This window comes from Undibacterium sp. TC9W (assembly GCF_049339865.1).
Taxonomy (GTDB): Bacteria; Pseudomonadota; Gammaproteobacteria; order Burkholderiales; family Burkholderiaceae_D; genus Undibacterium.
The window spans coordinates 50410-69038 of record NZ_JBMPPJ010000020.1; the positions used below are offsets into that span (position 1 = coordinate 50410).

General features: G+C 48.1%; 29 protein-coding genes and 1 riboswitch. Of the genes, 23 read left to right on the forward strand and 6 right to left on the reverse strand.

From position 1 onward, the window contains the following. Nucleotides 1-10: 10 nt before the first annotated feature. The 4 genes from ACO0LN_RS23200 to ACO0LN_RS23215 all read left to right on the forward strand — a co-directional run bounded on the left by ACO0LN_RS23200 (nt 11) and on the right by ACO0LN_RS23215 (nt 3325). On the forward strand, nt 11-460 hold the full coding sequence (locus ACO0LN_RS23200; RefSeq protein WP_422978035.1) for a phage tail protein: 450 nt from the start codon (nt 11-13) through the stop codon (nt 458-460). After that, nucleotides 460-1494, forward strand: coding sequence for a contractile injection system protein, VgrG/Pvc8 family (locus ACO0LN_RS23205; RefSeq protein ID WP_422977915.1), 1035 nt, complete (start codon nt 460-462; stop codon nt 1492-1494). Before ACO0LN_RS23200 ends, ACO0LN_RS23205 begins: the two co-directional genes overlap by 1 nt. 200 nt (nt 1495-1694) lie before the next feature. Next, nucleotides 1695-2633 carry a hypothetical protein gene (locus ACO0LN_RS23210; protein WP_422977917.1) on the forward strand — a complete coding sequence of 313 codons (939 nt, stop codon included), beginning with the start codon at nt 1695-1697 and terminating at the stop codon, nt 2631-2633. 113 nt (nt 2634-2746) lie between these two features. Further along, entirely contained in the window at nt 2747-3325 is a 579-nt protein-coding gene (locus tag ACO0LN_RS23215) for a hypothetical protein (RefSeq protein ID WP_422977919.1), read from the forward strand. 112 nt (nt 3326-3437) lie between these two features. Here ACO0LN_RS23215 and ACO0LN_RS23220 read toward each other — a convergent pair whose 3' ends face one another. From ACO0LN_RS23220 to ACO0LN_RS23245, 6 genes are all read right to left on the reverse strand, one after another. Continuing rightward, a complete protein-coding gene (locus tag ACO0LN_RS23220) occupies nt 3438-3875 on the reverse strand; it encodes a hypothetical protein (RefSeq protein ID WP_422977921.1) in 438 nt (145 codons plus the stop codon). A 98-nt stretch (nt 3876-3973) separates the two neighbouring features. Continuing rightward, complete coding sequence (locus ACO0LN_RS23225; protein ID WP_422977922.1) at nt 3974-4486, reverse strand: hypothetical protein; 513 nt, start codon at nt 4484-4486, stop codon at nt 3974-3976. Nucleotides 4487-4519: 33 nt separating this feature from the next. After that, nucleotides 4520-5347 (reverse strand): hypothetical protein, encoded by an 828-nt coding sequence (locus ACO0LN_RS23230; protein ID WP_422977924.1) that lies wholly within the window; start codon nt 5345-5347, stop codon nt 4520-4522. Between the two features lie 168 nt (nt 5348-5515). Next, on the reverse strand, nt 5516-5656 hold the full coding sequence (locus ACO0LN_RS23235; RefSeq protein ID WP_422977926.1) for a hypothetical protein: 141 nt from the start codon (nt 5654-5656) through the stop codon (nt 5516-5518). Nucleotides 5657-5658: 2 nt separating this feature from the next. Next, entirely contained in the window at nt 5659-6087 is a 429-nt protein-coding gene (locus tag ACO0LN_RS23240; protein WP_422977928.1) for a hypothetical protein, read from the reverse strand. Between the two features lie 67 nt (nt 6088-6154). Next, nucleotides 6155-6586, reverse strand: coding sequence for a helix-turn-helix domain-containing protein (locus ACO0LN_RS23245; protein ID WP_422977930.1), 432 nt, complete (start codon nt 6584-6586; stop codon nt 6155-6157). A 56-nt stretch (nt 6587-6642) separates the two neighbouring features. Between ACO0LN_RS23245 and ACO0LN_RS23250 the strand changes: the two genes are divergently transcribed. The 19 genes from ACO0LN_RS23250 to ACO0LN_RS23340 all read left to right on the forward strand — a co-directional run bounded on the left by ACO0LN_RS23250 (nt 6643) and on the right by ACO0LN_RS23340 (nt 18580). Then, a complete protein-coding gene (locus ACO0LN_RS23250) occupies nt 6643-6855 on the forward strand; it encodes a hypothetical protein (protein WP_422977932.1) in 213 nt (70 codons plus the stop codon). A gap of 8 nt (nt 6856-6863) precedes the next feature. Next, a complete protein-coding gene (locus ACO0LN_RS23255; protein WP_422977934.1) occupies nt 6864-7052 on the forward strand; it encodes a hypothetical protein in 189 nt (62 codons plus the stop codon). Nucleotides 7053-7097: 45 nt separating this feature from the next. Next, entirely contained in the window at nt 7098-7307 is a 210-nt protein-coding gene (locus ACO0LN_RS23260) for a hypothetical protein (protein WP_422977936.1), read from the forward strand. 5 nt (nt 7308-7312) lie between these two features. Beyond that, nucleotides 7313-7558, forward strand: coding sequence for an ogr/Delta-like zinc finger family protein (locus ACO0LN_RS23265; protein WP_422977938.1), 246 nt, complete (start codon nt 7313-7315; stop codon nt 7556-7558). Between the two features lie 100 nt (nt 7559-7658). Further along, nucleotides 7659-7814, forward strand: coding sequence for a hypothetical protein (locus ACO0LN_RS23270; RefSeq protein WP_422977940.1), 156 nt, complete (start codon nt 7659-7661; stop codon nt 7812-7814). A gap of 2 nt (nt 7815-7816) precedes the next feature. Then, nucleotides 7817-7987: a hypothetical protein gene (locus tag ACO0LN_RS23275; RefSeq protein WP_422977941.1), complete on the forward strand. Its 171-nt coding sequence runs from the start codon at nt 7817-7819 to the stop codon at nt 7985-7987. Then, entirely contained in the window at nt 7974-8183 is a 210-nt protein-coding gene (locus tag ACO0LN_RS23280) for a hypothetical protein (protein WP_422977943.1), read from the forward strand. The genes ACO0LN_RS23275 and ACO0LN_RS23280 overlap by 14 nt, the downstream gene beginning before the upstream one ends. Further along, nucleotides 8180-8464 carry a hypothetical protein gene (locus ACO0LN_RS23285; protein ID WP_422977945.1) on the forward strand — a complete coding sequence of 95 codons (285 nt, stop codon included), beginning with the start codon at nt 8180-8182 and terminating at the stop codon, nt 8462-8464. Before ACO0LN_RS23280 ends, ACO0LN_RS23285 begins: the two co-directional genes overlap by 4 nt. Before the next feature lie 6 nt (nt 8465-8470). After that, nucleotides 8471-8719 carry a hypothetical protein gene (locus ACO0LN_RS23290; protein WP_422977946.1) on the forward strand — a complete coding sequence of 83 codons (249 nt, stop codon included), beginning with the start codon at nt 8471-8473 and terminating at the stop codon, nt 8717-8719. Continuing rightward, nucleotides 8719-11403, forward strand: coding sequence for a toprim domain-containing protein (locus ACO0LN_RS23295; protein ID WP_422977948.1), 2685 nt, complete (start codon nt 8719-8721; stop codon nt 11401-11403). Before ACO0LN_RS23290 ends, ACO0LN_RS23295 begins: the two co-directional genes overlap by 1 nt. A gap of 18 nt (nt 11404-11421) precedes the next feature. Beyond that, nucleotides 11422-11568 carry a hypothetical protein gene (locus ACO0LN_RS23300; RefSeq protein ID WP_422977950.1) on the forward strand — a complete coding sequence of 49 codons (147 nt, stop codon included), beginning with the start codon at nt 11422-11424 and terminating at the stop codon, nt 11566-11568. Continuing rightward, the gene (locus ACO0LN_RS23305; protein WP_422977952.1) at nt 11565-11720 is read left to right on the forward strand and encodes a hypothetical protein; all 156 of its coding nucleotides are present in this window, start codon (nt 11565-11567) and stop codon (nt 11718-11720) included. Before ACO0LN_RS23300 ends, ACO0LN_RS23305 begins: the two co-directional genes overlap by 4 nt. Continuing rightward, entirely contained in the window at nt 11717-11914 is a 198-nt protein-coding gene (locus ACO0LN_RS23310; protein ID WP_422977954.1) for a hypothetical protein, read from the forward strand. The genes ACO0LN_RS23305 and ACO0LN_RS23310 overlap by 4 nt, the downstream gene beginning before the upstream one ends. A gap of 8 nt (nt 11915-11922) precedes the next feature. Next, nucleotides 11923-12180 (forward strand): DUF4224 domain-containing protein, encoded by a 258-nt coding sequence (locus ACO0LN_RS23315; protein WP_422977956.1) that lies wholly within the window; start codon nt 11923-11925, stop codon nt 12178-12180. Continuing rightward, complete coding sequence (locus tag ACO0LN_RS23320) at nt 12116-13138, forward strand: tyrosine-type recombinase/integrase (protein ID WP_422977958.1); 1023 nt, start codon at nt 12116-12118, stop codon at nt 13136-13138. Before ACO0LN_RS23315 ends, ACO0LN_RS23320 begins: the two co-directional genes overlap by 65 nt. Nucleotides 13139-13412: 274 nt before the next feature. Further along, nucleotides 13413-13645, forward strand: a riboswitch (cobalamin riboswitch). Nucleotides 13646-13925: 280 nt separating this feature from the next. Then, entirely contained in the window at nt 13926-15437 is a 1512-nt protein-coding gene (locus ACO0LN_RS23325) for a CoA-acylating methylmalonate-semialdehyde dehydrogenase (RefSeq protein ID WP_422977960.1), read from the forward strand. A 10-nt stretch (nt 15438-15447) separates the two neighbouring features. Next, entirely contained in the window at nt 15448-16608 is a 1161-nt protein-coding gene (locus tag ACO0LN_RS23330; protein WP_422977962.1) for an acyl-CoA dehydrogenase family protein, read from the forward strand. Further along, the gene (locus tag ACO0LN_RS23335; protein WP_422977964.1) at nt 16605-17396 is read left to right on the forward strand and encodes an enoyl-CoA hydratase; all 792 of its coding nucleotides are present in this window, start codon (nt 16605-16607) and stop codon (nt 17394-17396) included. The genes ACO0LN_RS23330 and ACO0LN_RS23335 overlap by 4 nt, the downstream gene beginning before the upstream one ends. Beyond that, nucleotides 17393-18580, forward strand: a complete 1188-nt coding sequence (locus tag ACO0LN_RS23340; protein WP_422977966.1) for an enoyl-CoA hydratase/isomerase family protein — start codon at nt 17393-17395, stop codon at nt 18578-18580. The genes ACO0LN_RS23335 and ACO0LN_RS23340 overlap by 4 nt, the downstream gene beginning before the upstream one ends. Nucleotides 18581-18629: the final 49 nt, after the last annotated feature.

Here is an 18629-nt window from a genome sequence, read left to right on the forward strand (position 1 = left end):
AAAAATGATGATGTGTTTAAGTCAGTTTGTATTCAGCATGTCTACAGCGACCTATCAAGATTTTCAGCAGCAAATAGAGTGGAAGCACCCCAACACCAGCCGGGTGGGCGAACGGGACGCCTACCAGTTCACCGGGCCAGGTGATAACACCATCAACTTAAGCGGCTGGATGGCACCTGCCTTTGCCGGTGACCCGGCTTCATTGGATGATCTGGAGGAAATGGGCAACATTGGCGATGCTTATGTACTTGTAGAAGGCACAGGCCGCATTTATGGGCAATTTCTCATCACTCACCTGACAAAAGGCAAAAGTCTGTTTTATGTGGATGGCTTGCCGCGCCGGATAGAGTTTTCTATCAGCTTGAAGCGGTGCGACCTGGGTGACCAGGTGGACCCGCATGCAGGCGGCCCAGGCCAGGGCGAAGACGTTATTAACTGGGAAGACATCGAATTAGAATAATGAAAACTCCAAAACCTGCATTTGCCGTGACGCTGGACGGCCAAGATATCACCAGCAAAATATATTCTCGCCTGGTCAGTCTGACGCTAACAGAATCACGAGAAGACGCCGTGGACGAATTAAATATTACCATTGATGATAGTGATGGCCGTGTGGCGATACCGAGTAAAGGCGTCAAGATAACTTTGCAGCTAGGTTGGCAAGGTAGCCCCATGGTGGACAAAGGCACCTTTGTGGTGGACGAAGTGGAGCACGAAGGCGCGCCGGATATGCTGGTACTACGCGCCCGTAGTGCTCAGATGGCAAAGCAGGTACGCACCCGAAAAGATCGCAGTTTTGATCAAAAAACAGTCGCCGATATCGTGGGCCAGATCGCCAATGATAACGGTCTAATGCCTCGCGTCAGCCAATCCCTGCAAAGCAAGACCATTGACCACATCGACCAGACTAACGAATCAGACGTGAATTTTTTAAACCGGCTAGGCAAGCGTTTTGATGCTGTTGCCACCATCAAAAAAGACAGCTTGCTTTTTTTGCGTATTGATGAAGGCAGTAACAGCAAAGGCGAAAGCTTACCCACCATCACCCTGGAACGCCGCGACGGCGACAAACACCGCTACCACACCGCCAGCCGCGACGCTTACAGTGGCGTACGCGCCCAATGGCATGACCCCAATGACGCGAAGGAAAAAAGCGAGCTGATAGGCGAAGACGACAACCCAAAACGCCTACGCCATACCTACCCAAACCAGGAAGCAGCAGAGCAAGCAGCAAAAGCAGAGTTGAACCGGGTTAAACGTGGCAAGGCCACCTTGCAATTTACCCTGGCCCTGGGCAGGCCAGATATCACCCCCATGATGGGCGTGCGCACTCCCAGCCTGAAAGCACCTATCGGAGACACAAACTGGATCATTATCAAAACCACGCACAGTGTCACGGCGCAGGGGTTCACTACTCAATTGGAGATGGAAACGAAAAAAGGGCCGAATCAGAACGATGCCGGGACTTTAGATGAATCTGGTCAACAACATTGAATACTTGATTACGCGATAAAAAAATCGATATCAACCCAATTCTTACTCCAACACTACTACCAAACCGAATGATCACATTTCACAAGCACGGTGCCTGCGAAAAAAAAAATAATTTTGTTAATAATCTTGAAATTTACATTAAGGCAATCTAGACTATATATCAATTGATTTAATTGCCACTTTTTGAATGGGTAAAACAATTGAAAAATAAATACACTAGACATACGCTGGCATTTCTCATATTAATAATTATCTTTTCATATGGTATTTACTACACGTTTTATTTAACAGCCCCTAAAGAATTGCCTTCTAACAATATTGAGAAGCCGGCATTATCACTACCCGCGCCATCAGTTAAACAAAATGAATATCAATCGCCAGTAGTATCAGATAACTCATTACCTGAACAAGGATGTGATGAAAAAAAGGTTTTGCATATTTCATCCCAGAAACCAATTCAATCCATAGCAAAGAGCGATGGGAAAATAAGCGCATTAGTCGACGATAACTTCACAGATCCCACTAAGCTAATCCAATCAGCCCAAGCTGGCGATGGTGCAGCGGCAATTGCTGCATACAAAATATTTGCTTCGTGTTTCCCATTGGGAGATTCTAAAGCCGCTAAAATTTTTGAAGAAAGTAAGGCTGAATCGCAGCAAAAATCTGGATGTACTGCGTTTCCCAAAGACACATTGAACGATAGGTTATGGTTACTGGATGCCGCCTCAAAAAAGGGTGATTCTAGTGCCAAATTGACTTATGCAATGAATGCCATACCATTGGCACAGTACTATAGAACATTGGGTACGAATGAAGCAACTTCATATGCTGCGGATATCATTAAAAAATCTGAAGTATATGGCGCGGAAGCTGCAACCGGTGGGATAGAGGAAGCCTATCATTTCATGGTTCGCGCATATCAATTAGGTATGTTTGGAAGCCGCAACCCGCTACTTGCATACGCATATGCCCTTCCCATTCAGAAAATCAATCCATCTGATCAATCAAATGAATACGTCAATTCATTAAGCAGAAATTTATCGAAAAATGATATTCAAATTGCCCGGCAAATGGCTTTTGGATGTCCAAAAAAAATCGACAACAGCATTACAGTAAATCCGTTCACCTCTCAAATTTAAAAGCACCTCTGCATAATTTGAAAGAAAGGAAATAATGCGCAAAAAAAAATCAGTTTAAATGCCTCAGAAGGAAATTTACACAAAAATTAAATCTTTAATACGGAAGGTTCCATATGAAACGATTGTTCGATTCACTGGTAAGAAGCAAAGGAACTAGATTCCTTCTAAGCACCGTTCTTTTGATATCGATGTGCATATCCACACCGATTACTTATGCAACTGACACGGTAACGATAACTGATCATGTAGATTGCTCAGATCACTATTCGGCCCTGTGTGGATGGCCGGATGGACCAATCTATATACCGGGAGACAGTGGCGGTGGCAATGGTGGTGGTGGTGGTTCTGGCGCAGCGGGAGATGGATCAACAGGTAAAAGTGAAAATAATAATCGTCCACCACAATGCTTAAGAGAACAGTTATATCTGCAAGAAATTGCTTCGAAAATTGCGCAAACTGGTGTAGCAGAAGGCACTTTTCTTTCCATACCAATATCTGATCCAAATTTTCCAGATGGGCAATGGTTTAAGTATGAAGCCACATCAATTCAATCGTACTGGACTCAAGGAGATGCGGACACAACGAGATTAAAAATCGTAGTACATTATATGTTTAACGTTGCTACAAAAGAAGTTTTTCAAATGAAAATTAAAACCTCTTACGAATCAGGCTGCGTTGGCATTAAAAAATAGTACTACATAGTTTTTTAATTTCCTTAGATTATTCTTTAAGCCGCGCTTTAAATCGCGGCATTTTTTTACTGCTAGAAAAAATCCAAATAAATAGCTTTCAATGAGAGTCCAACTAATTTATCGTTTCAAATGCCGCGTCATTTTTTTCATTCGCAATTAAGGCTTTTAAATCGTCAATAAAATTATCAAGTAAAACAGGCTCGGAAATCAAAAAAAATGCCGCTTCGTTTGCTACCTTTTGAGTCCCGAAATCTTCGAACGATCCCTGAGATTTAATACTGATATAAATTTTACTTGGCTCACGAAAATGAAACCTTAAAGACATAGCGCCTCGCGCATATTCTTGCCCGAATTCTCCAAGTTGGAAATTCAATATACCTCCGAATATTTGTGTTTTAAAAAGATTCAATTTATTTAGAAAACTATCTAACTGGCTTACGTCAACATAAACACTATTACAAAATTGTGATTCGCCGTCACCAACAGATAATTTCAGCTGCAAAGTACTAACTTCGAGTTCTATTTTTTCAATACGTATTCCTGATTGCATTACTATTCCTTTATTTAAATTAAGCTTTAAAAGCGAATATTTTTTCAATAAAAACAACCGATGAAAATACATGAATGTTAAACTTGGCCCCTTGCTGCTCATGACCCTGGCACTAATTTCCCTACTCCTGTTATACGAACAGAAATGTTATATATCAATTTTTGAGTACCAATTTCCATTTTTGAAGTGCAGTTCATTCCACTTAAAACTTTAACATTAAGCCTGCCATCAATAAAGCAGAAGCCCTCAATACCATTCACGACTTGGGATGTACCCGGATTACTGGCATGTGGAAGGTAAATTCGTTCAAGTGGTAGAGTTGCAAAATTAGGGTTCATCTCGAAGTCAAACCCTGGCCCAGCAAAACCTAAAGGCGTCAATTTGCTATTTCTTTCCAAAATCTGAATCATGATATTTCCATTTTTTTGAATGGAAAGTAAGACAGAATCACATTTGACTGGACGTCCATTTATCTTGGTTAAATCATCACTTTGTTCACCTTGCTTTGAATATGATTTATCGCAAACGGCTGGGTAAATATAATTTGCTGCACCGGCGCTACCAGAAATAAATACTATTGAAGCAATCACTGCTGTAAATAGATTTTTCATACTTAGCCCTCGAGATATAGAGTTTCAAGAAATTCATTCATATTCAGATTGCGGAGGCTTTTTTATTGGTGATCTAGAAACAGCCTTCTTAGGTTGCTCTACTTCTTTCCAAATTGAACTTCCATCAGCTAAAACACACTGCATTAATGAACCGTCTGGATTTTTTACTTTACTGCCAATACTAAATCTATCGCCGGAGTGCTCACAGACTTGAGTGTTGTTTTGCACTGTCTTGGCTTCGGTCGCAGTACGATCACTAAAAAATGCCCAGGCAAAACTAGATACAAAAACTGCCAACAACAAAGCAAGAATTCTATTTGTTACCTTTATTTTTTTTAAACTAGCCTGCGACTGTTCACATTTTATACATGGCTGCGGAACTGCTTTAATCTGGTGAACTACAGCTTGAGAAGAAACAAGTACAGAATCAGGTATTTTTTTTGTTTCAGGTATTGATTTTTTTGTTGTTGATACTGACGGTTTGGAGTTAGAAACATCCATATCTTCATCAGTTTTTTTGCTGTCCGATTTTTGCTTTTTACTGAATTTTTCTATCTCGATATCGAGAAATTCACATACTTCTTTATATTTTGAGACTGGCAAAAACTTAATTTTCTTTATTCCATATCCACGTAGAAAATCATTGTAGATGTCAACTGTTTGGCGGTTTGTTAAGGAAGCTAATTCTTCTGCGCGTGCAAACATATTTTTCCGCTGAATACCGTTGACTGTTTCAATCTCCCTAGGTTCGTCTGGAGTATTAAAATTAACTGTTACTACATTTCCATTCGATGTCACGCTACTAGCGTCACCATTTGCTACCTGACCGACATTACCTCTAAATTCATTATTTGCTGTCATTTGAAAATTACGCTCATTCGTTCCAACACTTTAAACCGTGTTTATCTAAAAAAATTTTGCTGTCCAGAACATGAGTAGAAAACGCCATGCTGTTTGTGGCGACTATATTGCCGCGTCTATCAAAAATGAACTTCAACTCAATTGGCCGGTAGTCGAACTGAAAACCGTTCATTGAATCGGTAGGCCAAGGGCCTTGTATGCAAGACCCAAAGCCATCGCTTCGTCCACAGCAAAACTCTCTGCTGAGGCGTTTATCTTTTTAACCTGTTCGATGTTCCCTTTTGATAACGCGGCTAACTTTGCTTGCATGGTCAGCGCCCATTTTTATGTGCTTCCACTGCGTCAGTCATATAGCGTTTTGCATCAGGTTGAGTAATATCATGCACTTTGATGCCATTCGATTTTTCTAAGGTTTCTAGTATTTCTCCGAATGTCATATCAACGGGCTTAGTCCGCTCTACATCAGAGACTTCCTTCTTTAAATAGATACGTTGCAATACAACGGAAAAATCATTCATCTGCTGAGCAAATTTGTTTTCAATAGCACCAATGTCAGCATGGAGTCTCTGCAATTTGACTACATCCGAATCTTGCTGAGAAACCGTTGATGTGGCCTCAACAGCTGAAACTGCATATCCAACGCCAGACAAGATCAACGCTACGAAAATAAAAGTGAAAAATATGCTTTTCCTTGTAGGAACGGGCTGATCATTCTCAGCGAATTTTTTCGGGGAAATCATGCCAATAATCACCGCTATCACTGAGAGGAAAGCAATTAAGAAGGCTATGGGATATAAACTCGCGCATTTATTTATCCTTGCCGATATTGAATGTCTGAGGCGCAGTAATATTGCCTTCGACGTTTTGACCAACGCCGCCATGGAATACATTTTTTGGTTTTGGTTCATGTGGGGCCATTCCGCTGATCAAAGCAAGGACACCTGCTTTGCCCCGTAGGTCTAGTGATCGCAGACCAGTAATGACATCGCGTTCATCATTACTCAACGTGTTATCACTTCTCTTGCCTGTAATGATGTAATAGATATCCGCGCCCAGCTTATCCAAGCCTTCGAGATAAAGTAAATCTGGTTTGGTATCTTCTGACTCATATTTAATCTGCGTCATTGACGTTTTATCAAGAAAAGCAGCTACTGCTTTCTGCGTAAGCCCTAATCGTTGACGCTCTTCCGCAAGCCTGGCCCCAAAACCAAACAATTCTTTAGTTTTATCTGTTGACATCTAAATTATTCTTTACTATGATTGCGTTACTCGATAACGTAACACAATGATACATTATGTCAGTTGACACACGCACATCATTTAGACGCGCACCAAAAATTAATGGTGCTACGCGCACCCCTATATCTCTTTCCTCGGCTGAAGTGGCACAGGCGAATACCTATGCCATTGCTGAACAGCGTTCCTTTGCCTTCTTCTTGCGCATGATGTATTTGCGCGGTCTCAAGGAATACGAGAGCGAATTAGCCAACAACAAACTACCAGGATAGGACGCGCCATGTATCCAGACCCTAAACGCCTTAAAAATAACAGACTCACCGTTCGTTTTGACGACTACGAGTTTGCATTAATCATTGCCATAGCCCAGTTTCAAGGCGAACAGCCAGCAGCATTGCTGCGTGAATTGGTGCTGAAAGAAGCTGCCAAACTTGATCAAAATGGCAACCTGATTGTAGCGAAAAAGTAAATTTATTGACAGTCGCTAACGAGACACTTTAGAGCCGACAAAAAGATGCCTTCATTGAATTTGGAATTGAACGACGACGAATTAGCCAGAATGGAAGCGGTGCGGGTTCAATGGGGATTGCGTGATCTTGATGAAACGGCTGAATTCCTGGCTAAACGTGTTTTACGCGAGAGTATGAAGAGTATTACCGGTCGAGGCCGGGCAATGATTTTAGTTTCACCAGAAGATTTTGAAAGGACAACGGAATGCGAGTAATTGGTATGCCATGCCCCCACTGCTCAAACCCTGTACGCGCTATCAAAAGCCGTCCATTGTCACCAATGTTTAAGGAAATAACTTTCCGCTGTAATAACGTAGATTGCGGCCATGTTTTTATCGCAGGCCTGGAAGTGCTGCGCACAGTGTCGCTGTCTGCTGTACCTAACTATGACGTGAAGATACCTATCTCTAGGCACGTCAGGGCGTCAGCCTTGAATCAGTTGTCATTGAATTTAACCGCTGCCTGACGTTGATCTAGCCGCAAAAAAATAATTAACCAGTAGTTGCCAGCATGCCTGTCCCCAGGCGTGAGGGACTTTTTTTATCTAAAACTTTAGAGGGGTAACTATGCGTTTGACATTTGCAACCCGCTTTGTCCTGGCGCGGGAAATTCACAAGCTGCTGGCGTCATCGCGTCGCGGGCCAGAAATTAACCGCCTATATAGCCGTAGCCTGATAGGCGAAGTCATCCACGATCTGGGCGGCCTTGCCGGGGAGTGGTGATCATGAAACAGCCTAGCGATGAATTCACTATCGACTTTTTTACCCAGCCTGGCCGTGGACGTCCACGCAAGGCCACGGCCAAGAGTGCAGCCCAGCGCGCCAAAGAATACCGCGACCGCCAGAGAGCGCGCAAATTCAATTTCTTACGAGGTGGCCGCAATGAGACCGCCTGATGACGTTTATGTGGCCTTACTAGGCGCTATAAGCACCGGCATTGCTGAAAATTCCCGCCTGCTGGCGATTGCCATACGTCTGGAAGATCTGGAAGCAGAGCGGGACTACTCAAGAAACATCAACCTGCTTGAAGAAGCCCGGCGTTTGCTGAGTCTGGAGCGTTTTAATTTTCGTGACGCGTCATCAAAAACATGACTCTGCCACCGCCCACACAAGACGAGCTGCGCATGGTGCATACCGCTTTGCACCTTGAAGTGCCTTTTGACCAGGCATCGCCCTTGATTCTGGCGACCCTAACAACGATTGCACATTGCTGGAGAGGCCGTATACCGGCGCATTTGTGGGGAAGGTCTGATAGCCCGGCAAGCGCAAGGAAACAGCCACAGGGGCGCTTTGCTGGCTTTGGTGGCCCCCCAGATGACAAGCAAGCAGCAACAACCGATTTTAAACGCCGCGCAAGTGGTGATTTTGACTGAATGAATATGACTACCAAACCCATTAATTTAGACTTACCTGAACGCGACCGCCAGCCCATCATCAAGATGATGACTATGCTGTATCCAAGCGAATTGCATGCTTTAAAAGACAAGCTGGTCAATGTGCTGGCGCAGGTTGATCATATTGATCCATCAGAGCGAGAAGTATTTGAAGGCCTGTGCATGATCGTTGCAAGCATCAAACGCGCAATCAATGATCTGGAAGTAGCAGACAACGGCAAGGCGGGTGCGTAATGGATGCGTCGTTACAGCAAGAAATTCTTGACCGTCTTCTGAAGGAATTCAGGTTTAAAAAAGAAATGAAGGGCTATTTGCGCGGTGGTGAATGCCCGACCTGCAAGAAAAAAGAATTGTTTGTACATGCTGGCAATCCCTGGGTAGTTCGTTGCGGCCGCTTGAATAATTGCGGTGAAACATGGCATGTCAAAGACCTGTATCCAGAATTGTTTGATAACTGGTCAGACCGTTATAAGCCACTGCCTGAAAATAATAATAACCCCAACGCTGCAGCAGATGCTTATCTGAGGATGAGCCGTGGCTTTGACCTGGCAAACGTCCAAGGCATGTACACCCAAGAATCCTATTTTGATAGCAAGCTGAAGCTGGGCAGTGCCACGGTCCGCTTTCCATTTGCTAATGGATGGTGGGAAAGGCTGATAGATCAGCCGTACCGATTTGGTAAAAAGAAAGCCAATTTCCAATATGGCATGAAGTATTACGGCCATTGGTGGAAGCCTGACAATGTGGTCATTCAGTCGGTAAAAGAGATATGGCTTGTAGAAGGCATATTTGACGCCATAGCGCTGATGCACCATGACATACCGGCGGTAGCCCTGGGCAGTTGCAATAACTACCCAGAGGAGGCTTTACGCAATCTGGTGATATCACGCGGCAATCAAGACTGTACGCTGGTCTGGGCTTTAGACGCTGATAACGCGGGCCGTTCCTACACAAAGAAACACGTCGAACATGCCCAGGCGGCAGGCTGGAATTGTGTTGCTGCACAAATACCGCAAAAAGGTAGGGGCAAAATCGACTGGAACGATTTGCACCAGCGCGATGGCCTGACAGAAAAAGACATAGAGGAATACAAGTATCACGGTGCTTTGCTGATCGCCAAGACAGCACAGGAAAAGGCATTGCTGATCTATCGCCACGATGGTGACCAGACTGAATTCTATTTTGATTTCAGTAACCGGCTGTATTGGTTCCGGCTTGACTTGGAACAGTACAACAAAGCCAGGCAGATTCAGGACGATTCAGAGGACAGTAAAACGATGTCTGAATATGCATTGCGTGATCAAGCCTTAGTGACATCGAGCACGATTCGTCAAATTGCCAATTGCATGCCCAGGGCTTTGTACTTTCAAGAAAACCTGATTACAAACGAAAGCTGGTACTACTTCCGGGTGTCATTCCCGCATGACGGTGCGCCGGTGAAAAACACTTTCACAGCGGCCCAGATTGCCAGTGCAGCAGAGTTCAAAAAGCGTTTGCTGGGTATGGCCGGTGGCGCTATGTATAGCGGTAGCAGCATGCAGCTTGACCGCATTCTTGCTGACCAGCTTTACAACATCAAGCGCGTGGACACCATTGATTACATTGGTTACAGCATCGAGCATGAATGCTATGTGCTGGGTGACGTGGCAATGAAAGACGGCATGTTGAATGAAGTCAACAGCGAAGATTTCTTTGATATTGGCAAATTGTCGATTAAGTCGTTGAATAAATCTGTGCATCTGACAATCAACCGCGACAGGGACGACTACCGCACAGACTGGATAAATATGCTGTGGACGGCATTTGGTGCCAAAGGCCTGGCCGCGCTTACTTTCTGGTTTGGTTCCCTGTTTGCAGAACAGATTAGGGCGTCCCAGAGTTCATACCCATTCTTAGAAGTGGTAGGCGAAGCCGGAGCCGGTAAATCGACGCTGATTGAATTCCTTTGGAAACTGTTTGGCCGCAATGGCTATGAAGGCTTTGACCCCAGCAAATCAAGCCTGGCAGCCCGTGCGCGTAATTTCAGTCAGGTTTCCTGCTTGCCGGTGGTGCTGATTGAGTCAGACCGCGAACGCATGGGCGACGACAAGAGCCACGTTAAGTCATTTGATTGGGATGAACTCAAGACGGCCTACAACGGGCGCAGCACACGCGCCAGGGGCATGGCAACAGGCGGTAACGAGACTTACGAGCCACCTTTTAGGGGTGCCATCGTGATTTCGCAAAACAACCCGGTAAACGCGTCTGAAGCCATCCTTTCGCGCATTGTCCACCTGTATTTTGACCGTTCAACACAGACAGCGGAGTCAGGCGAAGCCGCCGATGCGCTCAAATACATGGAAGTTGAAAACGTGTCTGGTTTCGTGCTGGCCGCCACCAAGCGCGAAAAATCCATCATGGAAATGATTAAGAAGCAGACACCGGTGTACTTGAAAGAATTGCGCCAGAACCCAGCGGTAAAGATGCCACGCCTGGCAGAGACACATGCACAAATGCTGGCAATTGCTGATGCCCTGGCCCTGGTGATCAAACTGACTGATAGGCAGCTTGATGCCCTTAAAAGCCAAATCAGGGAAATGGCCGCCGAGCGTCAGCAAGTCATCAATAACGACCATGTTTTAGTGCAGGAATTCTGGGAAGCCTTCGACTACCTGGATAACGGCGATATGTCCATCCTGAACCATTCCCGCGATCCTAACTTTATCGCTGTCAACTTGAATCACTTCATGCAGGTAGCAGCCGAGCGCCGCCAGCAAGTACCGCAATTGCGCGACCTTAAAAAAGTGCTGAAGACCAGCAGCCGCCGCAAATTTATAGAAACAAACAGAGTAGTAAACAGCGTCATCCGTGGCACGCAATCACCCCTGGCAACGCCGTCAACATCCGTTAAATGCTGGATTTTCCAGACAGAAAAATAAACTAGGAAAGGACGAAATATGAGCTTTCAAGTCAATGTAAGAACAGTCACCGGCAAGTATCAGTACATTGCCATCGCCCAGGACGCCTGCGCAGTATTTGGCGCGGCCTATGACTTTTTCGGCGCGTGTGGTGTCACCGTCAAACCGTGGCGAGGTGACAAATGATTGTGCCAAAACACCGCATTTTGCAGTTATTCGCCATTACTTACGCCCCAGGCAAGGACGCTGCAAGCCGCTATAGCGAAGTCGCAGTAATGCTGGGTATCGATGCTGAAACAGTAGCCACAATTGTGGCTGAATCGATGGGGGACTTATGAAAATTATTAAGCTGATATCTTACATGAGCGAAGCCGAGGCGCGGGCCTTGGCTGTTTTTGTGCGGTCCGATTGCTTGACAAATTATTGCTTAACTTTGCCTAATGCCACTGATGCAGAACTTGCCTTGAATGCTGGCAAACAGCTTGCCAGTGCATTGGCCGACAATGGTTTTTTACCTAAATGTAGAATGTAGGATAGGACATGAGCACATTTCTACCCGCAGATGAGGTCAGAATACTGACCGGCAAGAGCTGGAAATCAAAGCAGATTGAAGCACTGAAGAAAATGAGAATCGCCTTCTTTGTAAATGCATTAGGTTATCCTATCGTCACGAAAACGGCAGTTGAAGGCAAGAAGGAAGAAGCACCAACCACAAAGCAATGGAGTCCGCCAGATGGGCCGCAAACCAACAAAAAATCTAAATTTGCCACAAGGCATGCGCCGCCGCGTACGCGGTGACAAGGTCTATTACATGCTTGATACTGGTGGAAAACCACGCAAAGAAATACCACTCGGTACAGATTATTTTCTTGCCCTGGCAAAATATGCAGAACTGAGTGTAAGTAATGTACCAGCCGCGAAGTTTGATGATGTGATAGCCAAATATGTGGGCAGTGAGTTGCTGAAGCTGTCGAAAAACACACAAAAGATATTCAAGTACGATATCAAGCATGTCTCTAACTTTTTCGGCACCGCGCCACTTGACCAAATCAAGCCTGTGCACGTTCGGAAATTCTTAGACAGTATGAGAGATACGCCAACAACGGCAAATCGCTGTAAGCGCCTGTTTTCCAATTTATTCAATCATGCCAGGGCTTGGGGTTATACAGATGCTGAAAACCCGTGTGCCGGCATTATGGGACATAGGATAGGAAAAAGAACCACTTACATTTCTGACGATCTTTACAGCCTGGTGTACAAGTATGCGTCTATACCTCTGAAAGATGCTATGGACCTTGCCTATTTAACCGGGCAAAGACCGGCAGACCTAGCAGCGATGACAGAATATGACATCATTGAAGGGCATTTGATTATTACTCAGGAAAAGACAAAGCAGCCCTTGCGAATTGTGATTGCTGGCAGACTAAAGGAAACAATCGACCGAATCCACGCCCGAAAAGACACATACAAAGTCGCCACCGGCGCACTGCTTGTTAACCTGCAAGGCAGGAAAATGACGCAAATTGTCATGAGGAACTACTTTGATGAGGCCAGGCGACTGGCGAAAGAAGACAACCCGAAACAGGCGAATGCCATCGAGAATTTTAGATTTTACGATCTTAGAGCAAAGGCCGCCGACGACACAGCGGACCAGCGCGGACACCAAGCCGCAGCAGATTTGCTTGGTCACGATGACACCAGAACGACGAGCAAGCATTACTTGCGAAGAGGCAAGACAACACTGCCAACAAAGTGATTTTGCGGAAAAAATCACGAATTGCGGAAATTTAAGATTATTGCAAAACAGGGGAAAAGCCTTGTAGAATAAAGCTCTCGCGGGTGTAGTTTAATGGTAGAACGGCAGCTTCCCAAGCTTCAGACACCAGGGCCCATGACAACAAGACACAAGCAAAAAGTAACCGCATTCAGCTCTCCATGTGATCAATATCAAAATAACAAAACCCATTTTAACTTCACCTTGAATTTTTTTCACCAATTAACGTTTACGTTAACGTCAATTCTTGTGCTATTCTAAAAATAACAGGTGCACGGCCCAATCTCTTGGTCTGTGTTAAACGGGAAAGTGGTCGTCCTGATCGCTGTCACTCACAAGTGACGGTAGGTATCAAGACCCAAGCCCCTGCTGCCTCCGCAACGGTAGGCAAGTGCGGTTACATCATCCACGCCACTGGTCATGCATGACTGGGAAGGCGATGTAACAAGACTTGCAAGCCCGGATACCGGCCTGTTGATCGCTGAGAAAACACTGCGGAAGGCTGTGTTTGCAAGACTTGCCTGCATTTGTTGGTATGAATGCTGGCAGGTTTTCTGACATGTTTCGCTGTTTTTCCCAAGGTCTGGTCACGTACGGAAGGTGCGTGGCGGGTGTGCGTCCAGACGGCGTATGCCCATGGTCAGAATGGTTGCTGCGGCAGGTTAACTGTATGTAGCGACCATTCTGTTTTCAGGCATCAGTGCGGTGGTTGTTGCGGGCGCGGCCCGCCGTCCGTCCGTGCGCAATCAGGAAGGTACAGGAAATCATCATGGCAACTCTTACCCAGGTTCCCAACGTCAAACTGCTCATCAACGGCGAACTGATAGACTCCAAATCCACGCAATGGCGCAATGTGATCAACCCGGCCACGCAACAGGTGCTGGCCCATGTGCCGTTTGCCACGCCAGATGAAATGCAGGCCGCAGTAGATGCTGCCAAGGCCGCTCTCAAGACCTGGCGCAAGACAGCGATAGGCACACGCGCCCGCATCTTTTTGAAATACCAGCAACTGATACGTGAAAACATGGCCGAGCTGGCCGCACTGCTGACAGCCGAACAGGGCAAGACCCTGGCCGATGCTGAAGGCGATATCTTCCGTGGTTTGGAAGTGGTTGAGCACGCCGCCAATATCGGCAACCTGCAAATGGGCGAGATCGCCAACAACGTTGCCAGCGGCGTTGATACCTATACCCTGAACCAGCCTCTAGGCGTGTGCGCTGGCATTACCCCGTTCAACTTCCCGGCCATGATACCGCTGTGGATGTTCCCTATGGCGATTGCCTGCGGCAATACCTTTATCCTGAAACCATCCGAGCAAGACCCCATGGTCACCATGCGTCTGGCAGAGCTGGCCATGCAGGCTGGTGTGCCACCTGGCGTGCTTAACGTGGTGCATGGTGGTGAAGACATCGTCAATGCGATTTGCGACCACCCTGATATCAAGGCAGTGTCCTTCGTCGGCTCCACCCGCGTAGGCACACATGTGTATAACCGTGCGACACTGGCGGGCAAACGTGCACAGTGCATGATGGGTGCCAAGAACCACGCCATCGTCCTGCCAGATGCCAATAAAGAACAAACCCTGAACAACCTCGCAGGTGCTGCCTTTGGTGCTGCTGGCCAGCGTTGCATGGCATTGTCCGTGGTCATCCTGGTTGGTGAGGCCAATCAATGGGTGCCAGACTTGCTGGACCGTGCCCGCAGCCTCAAAATCAATGCCGGTGCAGAAGCAAATACAGACATAGGCCCGGTCATTTCATGTACTGCCAAGGAACGCGTAGAAAGCCTGATCGCGCAAGGCATTGCTGAAGGTGCGACACTGGTGCTGGATGGCCGCGCACCGCAAGTGCCAGGCTATGAGCACGGCAACTTCGTTGGCCCTACTGTGTTCACCGGCGTCAAGCCTGGCATGCGTGTGTATGAAGAAGAAATCTTTGGCCCGGTATTGTGCATCATGCAGGCAGATACCCTGGCTGACGCCATCGCCATCATCAATGCCAACCCTAACGGCAATGGCACGGCATTATTCACCCAGTCTGGCGCTGCGGCTCGCACTTTTGAAGAAGATATCGATGTAGGCCAGATCGGCATCAACGTGCCTATCCCTGTGCCTGTGCCGCTGTTTTCATTTACTGGCTCACGTGCATCCAAACTCGGTGACCTGGGGCCTTATGGCAAGCAGGTAATACAGTTCTACACCCAGACCAAGACCATCACGGCGCGCTGGTTTGATGACAGCGTCAGCGCTGGCAAGGTGAATACCACCATCTCTTTAAAATAGGGGGATGGCCATGGACTTCGAATTGAACGAAGACCAGCGCGCCTACCAGCAATCTGCCCGCAGCTTCGCCGCCCATGAAATGACGGCGCAAGCCGCGCATTGGGATGCCACTTCCCACTTCCCGCTGGACGTCATCGCCCATGCCGGGGAGCTGGGATTTTGCGGGCTGTATGTGCCAGAAGATCTGGGCGGGCTGGGCCTGACGCGGCTGGATGCAGCCATCATTTTTGAAGAGCTGGCACGCGCCTGCCCTTCAACCACGGCTTACATCACCATCCACAATATGGCAAGCTGGATGATCGCCACTTGGGGCACGCCAGAAGTACAGCAAGAATGGGTACCCAGGCTGGCCGCAGGAAAAAAACTGGCATCATATTGCCTGACCGAAGCTGGCTCAGGCTCTGACGCGGCATCACTGCGCACCAGTGCCCACCTCGATGGCGACAGCTATATCCTCGATGGCAGCAAAGCCTTTATCTCAGGCGCAGGTGCCACCAATATGCTGGTCGTCATGGCGCGCACGGGTGGCGGTGGTGCGGGCGGCATCTCTGCCTTTGCGGTACCGGCAGATTTGGCGGGCATCAGCTATGGCAAGAAAGAAGACAAGATGGGCTGGAACAGCCAGCCCACCCGCACCGTCAATTTTGATCAGGTGCGCATACCACGCAGCCACTTGCTGGGTGAAGAAGGCGAAGGCTTTCGTATCGCCATGCGCGGCCTGGATGGTGGCCGCATCAATATCGCCACCTGCTCTATCGGTGCGGCGCAATCGGCTCTGAATAGTGCGCAAAACTACATGAATGAGCGCATGCAGTTTCAGAAAAAACTGTCTGACTTTCAGGTGCTGCAATTCAAGCTGGCCGACATGCAAACCGAGCTGGTCGCGGCCCGCCAGATGGTGCGTCTGGCTGCCAGCAAGCTAGACAGCAAGTCTGACAATGCCTCAGTGTATTGCGCCATGGCCAAGCGCCTGGCGACCGACACCGGCTTTGCCGTCTGCAATGAAGCCCTGCAAATCCACGGCGGTTACGGCTATATACGCGAATACCCGCTGGAGCGTTTCCTGCGCGATGTCAGGGTGCACCAGATACTCGAAGGCACGAATGAAATCATGCGCGTCATCGTCGCCCGCCACATGCTAAATCAACCCGCAAGCGAGGAATTTTTATGAGCAAATACGCTAACTACACCAATCTGCAATGCGCAATCATAGGCCACACTGCCCTGGTGACCCTGGCCAATCCGCCCGCCAATACCTGGACGGTAGCGGGTTTGCAGGCGTTGACGCAACTCGTCAATGACCTCAACGCAGATGCAGATATCTATAGCCTCGTCATCACCGGCTCAGGCCAGAAATTCTTTTCAGCAGGCGCAGATTTGAAGCTGTTTGCCGATGGCGACAAGGCCGTGGCACTGGACATGGCACGCCGCTTTGGCGAAGCCTTTGAAACCCTGAGCCGCTTTCGTGGTGTTTCCATCGCTGCCATCAATGGCTACGCCATGGGCGGTGGCCTGGAGTGCGCGCTGGCTTGCGATTTGCGCATAGCCGAAACCCAGGCGCAGATGGCCTTGCCAGAAGCCTCGGTCGGCTTGCTGCCCTGCGCTGGCGGCACGCAAAATCTTGCCTGGCTGGTCGGTGAAGGCTGGGCCAAGCGCCTGATCTTGTGTGGTGAACGTGTCGATGCTGCCACTGCCCTGCGCATAGGCCTGGTCGAAGAAGTCGTCGCCACTGGCGGCGCACTGGAGCATGCACTGGCCCTGGCCAAACAGGTTGGCAAGCAAAGCCCCAGCAGCGTCAAGGCATGCAAGCAACTGATACAGGGCGCACGCCAGCAACCGATGAACACCGTGCTGCCGCAAGAACGCGAAGCATTCCTGGCCCTGTTTGATACCGCCGATCAAAAAGAAGGCGTCACTGCCTTTTTGGAAAAACGCCCACCGGTGTGGAGGAATGCATGAGCGACTCCCCTGTCCTGTTCCACACCCTGCCTGCCGCCAATGGCATGCAACTAGGTGTGGCCACCCTCAATTCAGAAAAAACCCTGAATGCCTTGTCCAAAGAGATGGTGCATTTACTGGGCAGGCAATTGCAAGTCTGGGATGAAGATGAGAGCATCGCCATGGTGGTCTTGCAGGCCGCTGGCGAGAAAGCATTTTGCGCAGGTGGTGATTTGCAAAACCTGTACGCCAGCATGCGCGAACATCATGCCTCCGACAAAAAAGACGACTTGCTCGGCAATGCCTATGCGCTGGATTTTTTTGAGCAGGAATACCGCCTCGACTATCAAATTCACACTTACCGCAAACCCATATTATGCTGGGGCCACGGCATCGTCATGGGTGGCGGCATAGGCTTGATGGCCGGTGCCAGCCACCGCGTTGTCACAGAAAAATCCCGCCTCGCCATGCCTGAGATTGCGATTGGCCTGTTCCCCGACGTAGGCGGCACCTGGTTTCTAAACCGCATGCCGGGCAAGCTGGGTTTGTTCCTGGCGTTGACGGGTGCGAACATCAATGCCAGCGACGCCGTGTTTGTAAAGCTGGCCGACCTGCAATTGCCGCATGAGAGCAAGGCAGAACTGCTGGCCCGCTTGCAAGCCTGCGAATGGAGCAAGCAGCTAGAAAATAATCACCTGCGTCTGAACCATATCCTGCATGAGCAGCAACACAGTGCCAACGTGGTCAGCACCGCAGGGCCTTTGCGCCAGCGTTTTGACCTCATCAATCAACTGTGCAGTGCTGCTGACCTGAGCACCATCATCAGCAATATCTGCCAGCTTGATGCAAGCGTAGTCAACGAAGATATTTGGCTGCAAAAAGCCATCGCCAGCCTGCAAAAAGGCTGCCCGACCTCTGCCTGGCTGGCGCATGCCTTGCAGGAACGCGGCAAGCATCTGTCGCTGGCAGAAATTTTCCGCATAGAGTTAGTCGCAGCACTCGCCTGCACGCAAGGCCATGATTTTGCGGAAGGGATACGTGCCTTGATTGTCGATAAGGACCAGAAACCGCAATGGTTGCCGGGTAGTTTGGATGCATTGCAGCCGCAGGATGGCGAGCGATATTTTGCGCGTCTTTGGGCGGTAGAGCAGCATCCTTTGCGGGATTTGAGTGCGATTGAATCATTGCAAAAGCGCGCGGCTTGATTTTTACTCCTTCCCCTTCAAGGGGAAGGTCGGGATGGGGATGGGGTTC

Excerpts from the sequence above, each read along its gene's own strand:
- ACO0LN_RS23200 (WP_422978035.1), top strand. The coding sequence starts at position 11 with ATGTGTTTAAGTCAGTTTGTATTCAGCATGTCTACAGCGACCTATCAA.
- ACO0LN_RS23205 (WP_422977915.1), top strand. The coding sequence starts at position 460 with ATGAAAACTCCAAAACCTGCATTTGCCGTGACGCTGGACGGCCAAGAT.
- ACO0LN_RS23215 (WP_422977919.1), top strand. The coding sequence starts at position 2,747 with ATGAAACGATTGTTCGATTCACTGGTAAGAAGCAAAGGAACTAGATTC.
- ACO0LN_RS23220 (WP_422977921.1), bottom strand. The coding sequence starts at position 3,875 with ATGCAATCAGGAATACGTATTGAAAAAATAGAACTCGAAGTTAGTACT.
- ACO0LN_RS23225 (WP_422977922.1), bottom strand. The coding sequence starts at position 4,486 with ATGAAAAATCTATTTACAGCAGTGATTGCTTCAATAGTATTTATTTCT.
- ACO0LN_RS23230 (WP_422977924.1), bottom strand. The coding sequence starts at position 5,347 with ATGACAGCAAATAATGAATTTAGAGGTAATGTCGGTCAGGTAGCAAAT.
- ACO0LN_RS23235 (WP_422977926.1), bottom strand. The coding sequence starts at position 5,656 with ATGCAAGCAAAGTTAGCCGCGTTATCAAAAGGGAACATCGAACAGGTT.
- ACO0LN_RS23240 (WP_422977928.1), bottom strand. The coding sequence starts at position 6,087 with ATGATTTCCCCGAAAAAATTCGCTGAGAATGATCAGCCCGTTCCTACA.
- ACO0LN_RS23245 (WP_422977930.1), bottom strand. The coding sequence starts at position 6,586 with ATGTCAACAGATAAAACTAAAGAATTGTTTGGTTTTGGGGCCAGGCTT.
- ACO0LN_RS23250 (WP_422977932.1), top strand. The coding sequence starts at position 6,643 with ATGTCAGTTGACACACGCACATCATTTAGACGCGCACCAAAAATTAAT.
- ACO0LN_RS23255 (WP_422977934.1), top strand. The coding sequence starts at position 6,864 with ATGTATCCAGACCCTAAACGCCTTAAAAATAACAGACTCACCGTTCGT.
- ACO0LN_RS23260 (WP_422977936.1), top strand. The coding sequence starts at position 7,098 with ATGCCTTCATTGAATTTGGAATTGAACGACGACGAATTAGCCAGAATG.
- ACO0LN_RS23265 (WP_422977938.1), top strand. The coding sequence starts at position 7,313 with ATGCCATGCCCCCACTGCTCAAACCCTGTACGCGCTATCAAAAGCCGT.
- ACO0LN_RS23270 (WP_422977940.1), top strand. The coding sequence starts at position 7,659 with ATGCGTTTGACATTTGCAACCCGCTTTGTCCTGGCGCGGGAAATTCAC.
- ACO0LN_RS23275 (WP_422977941.1), top strand. The coding sequence starts at position 7,817 with ATGAAACAGCCTAGCGATGAATTCACTATCGACTTTTTTACCCAGCCT.
- ACO0LN_RS23280 (WP_422977943.1), top strand. The coding sequence starts at position 7,974 with ATGAGACCGCCTGATGACGTTTATGTGGCCTTACTAGGCGCTATAAGC.
- ACO0LN_RS23285 (WP_422977945.1), top strand. The coding sequence starts at position 8,180 with ATGACTCTGCCACCGCCCACACAAGACGAGCTGCGCATGGTGCATACC.
- ACO0LN_RS23290 (WP_422977946.1), top strand. The coding sequence starts at position 8,471 with ATGACTACCAAACCCATTAATTTAGACTTACCTGAACGCGACCGCCAG.
- ACO0LN_RS23295 (WP_422977948.1), top strand. The coding sequence starts at position 8,719 with ATGGATGCGTCGTTACAGCAAGAAATTCTTGACCGTCTTCTGAAGGAA.
- ACO0LN_RS23300 (WP_422977950.1), top strand. The coding sequence starts at position 11,422 with ATGAGCTTTCAAGTCAATGTAAGAACAGTCACCGGCAAGTATCAGTAC.
- ACO0LN_RS23305 (WP_422977952.1), top strand. The coding sequence starts at position 11,565 with ATGATTGTGCCAAAACACCGCATTTTGCAGTTATTCGCCATTACTTAC.
- ACO0LN_RS23310 (WP_422977954.1), top strand. The coding sequence starts at position 11,717 with ATGAAAATTATTAAGCTGATATCTTACATGAGCGAAGCCGAGGCGCGG.
- ACO0LN_RS23315 (WP_422977956.1), top strand. The coding sequence starts at position 11,923 with ATGAGCACATTTCTACCCGCAGATGAGGTCAGAATACTGACCGGCAAG.
- ACO0LN_RS23320 (WP_422977958.1), top strand. The coding sequence starts at position 12,116 with ATGGGCCGCAAACCAACAAAAAATCTAAATTTGCCACAAGGCATGCGC.
- ACO0LN_RS23325 (WP_422977960.1), top strand. The coding sequence starts at position 13,926 with ATGGCAACTCTTACCCAGGTTCCCAACGTCAAACTGCTCATCAACGGC.
- ACO0LN_RS23330 (WP_422977962.1), top strand. The coding sequence starts at position 15,448 with ATGGACTTCGAATTGAACGAAGACCAGCGCGCCTACCAGCAATCTGCC.
- ACO0LN_RS23335 (WP_422977964.1), top strand. The coding sequence starts at position 16,605 with ATGAGCAAATACGCTAACTACACCAATCTGCAATGCGCAATCATAGGC.
- ACO0LN_RS23340 (WP_422977966.1), top strand. The coding sequence starts at position 17,393 with ATGAGCGACTCCCCTGTCCTGTTCCACACCCTGCCTGCCGCCAATGGC.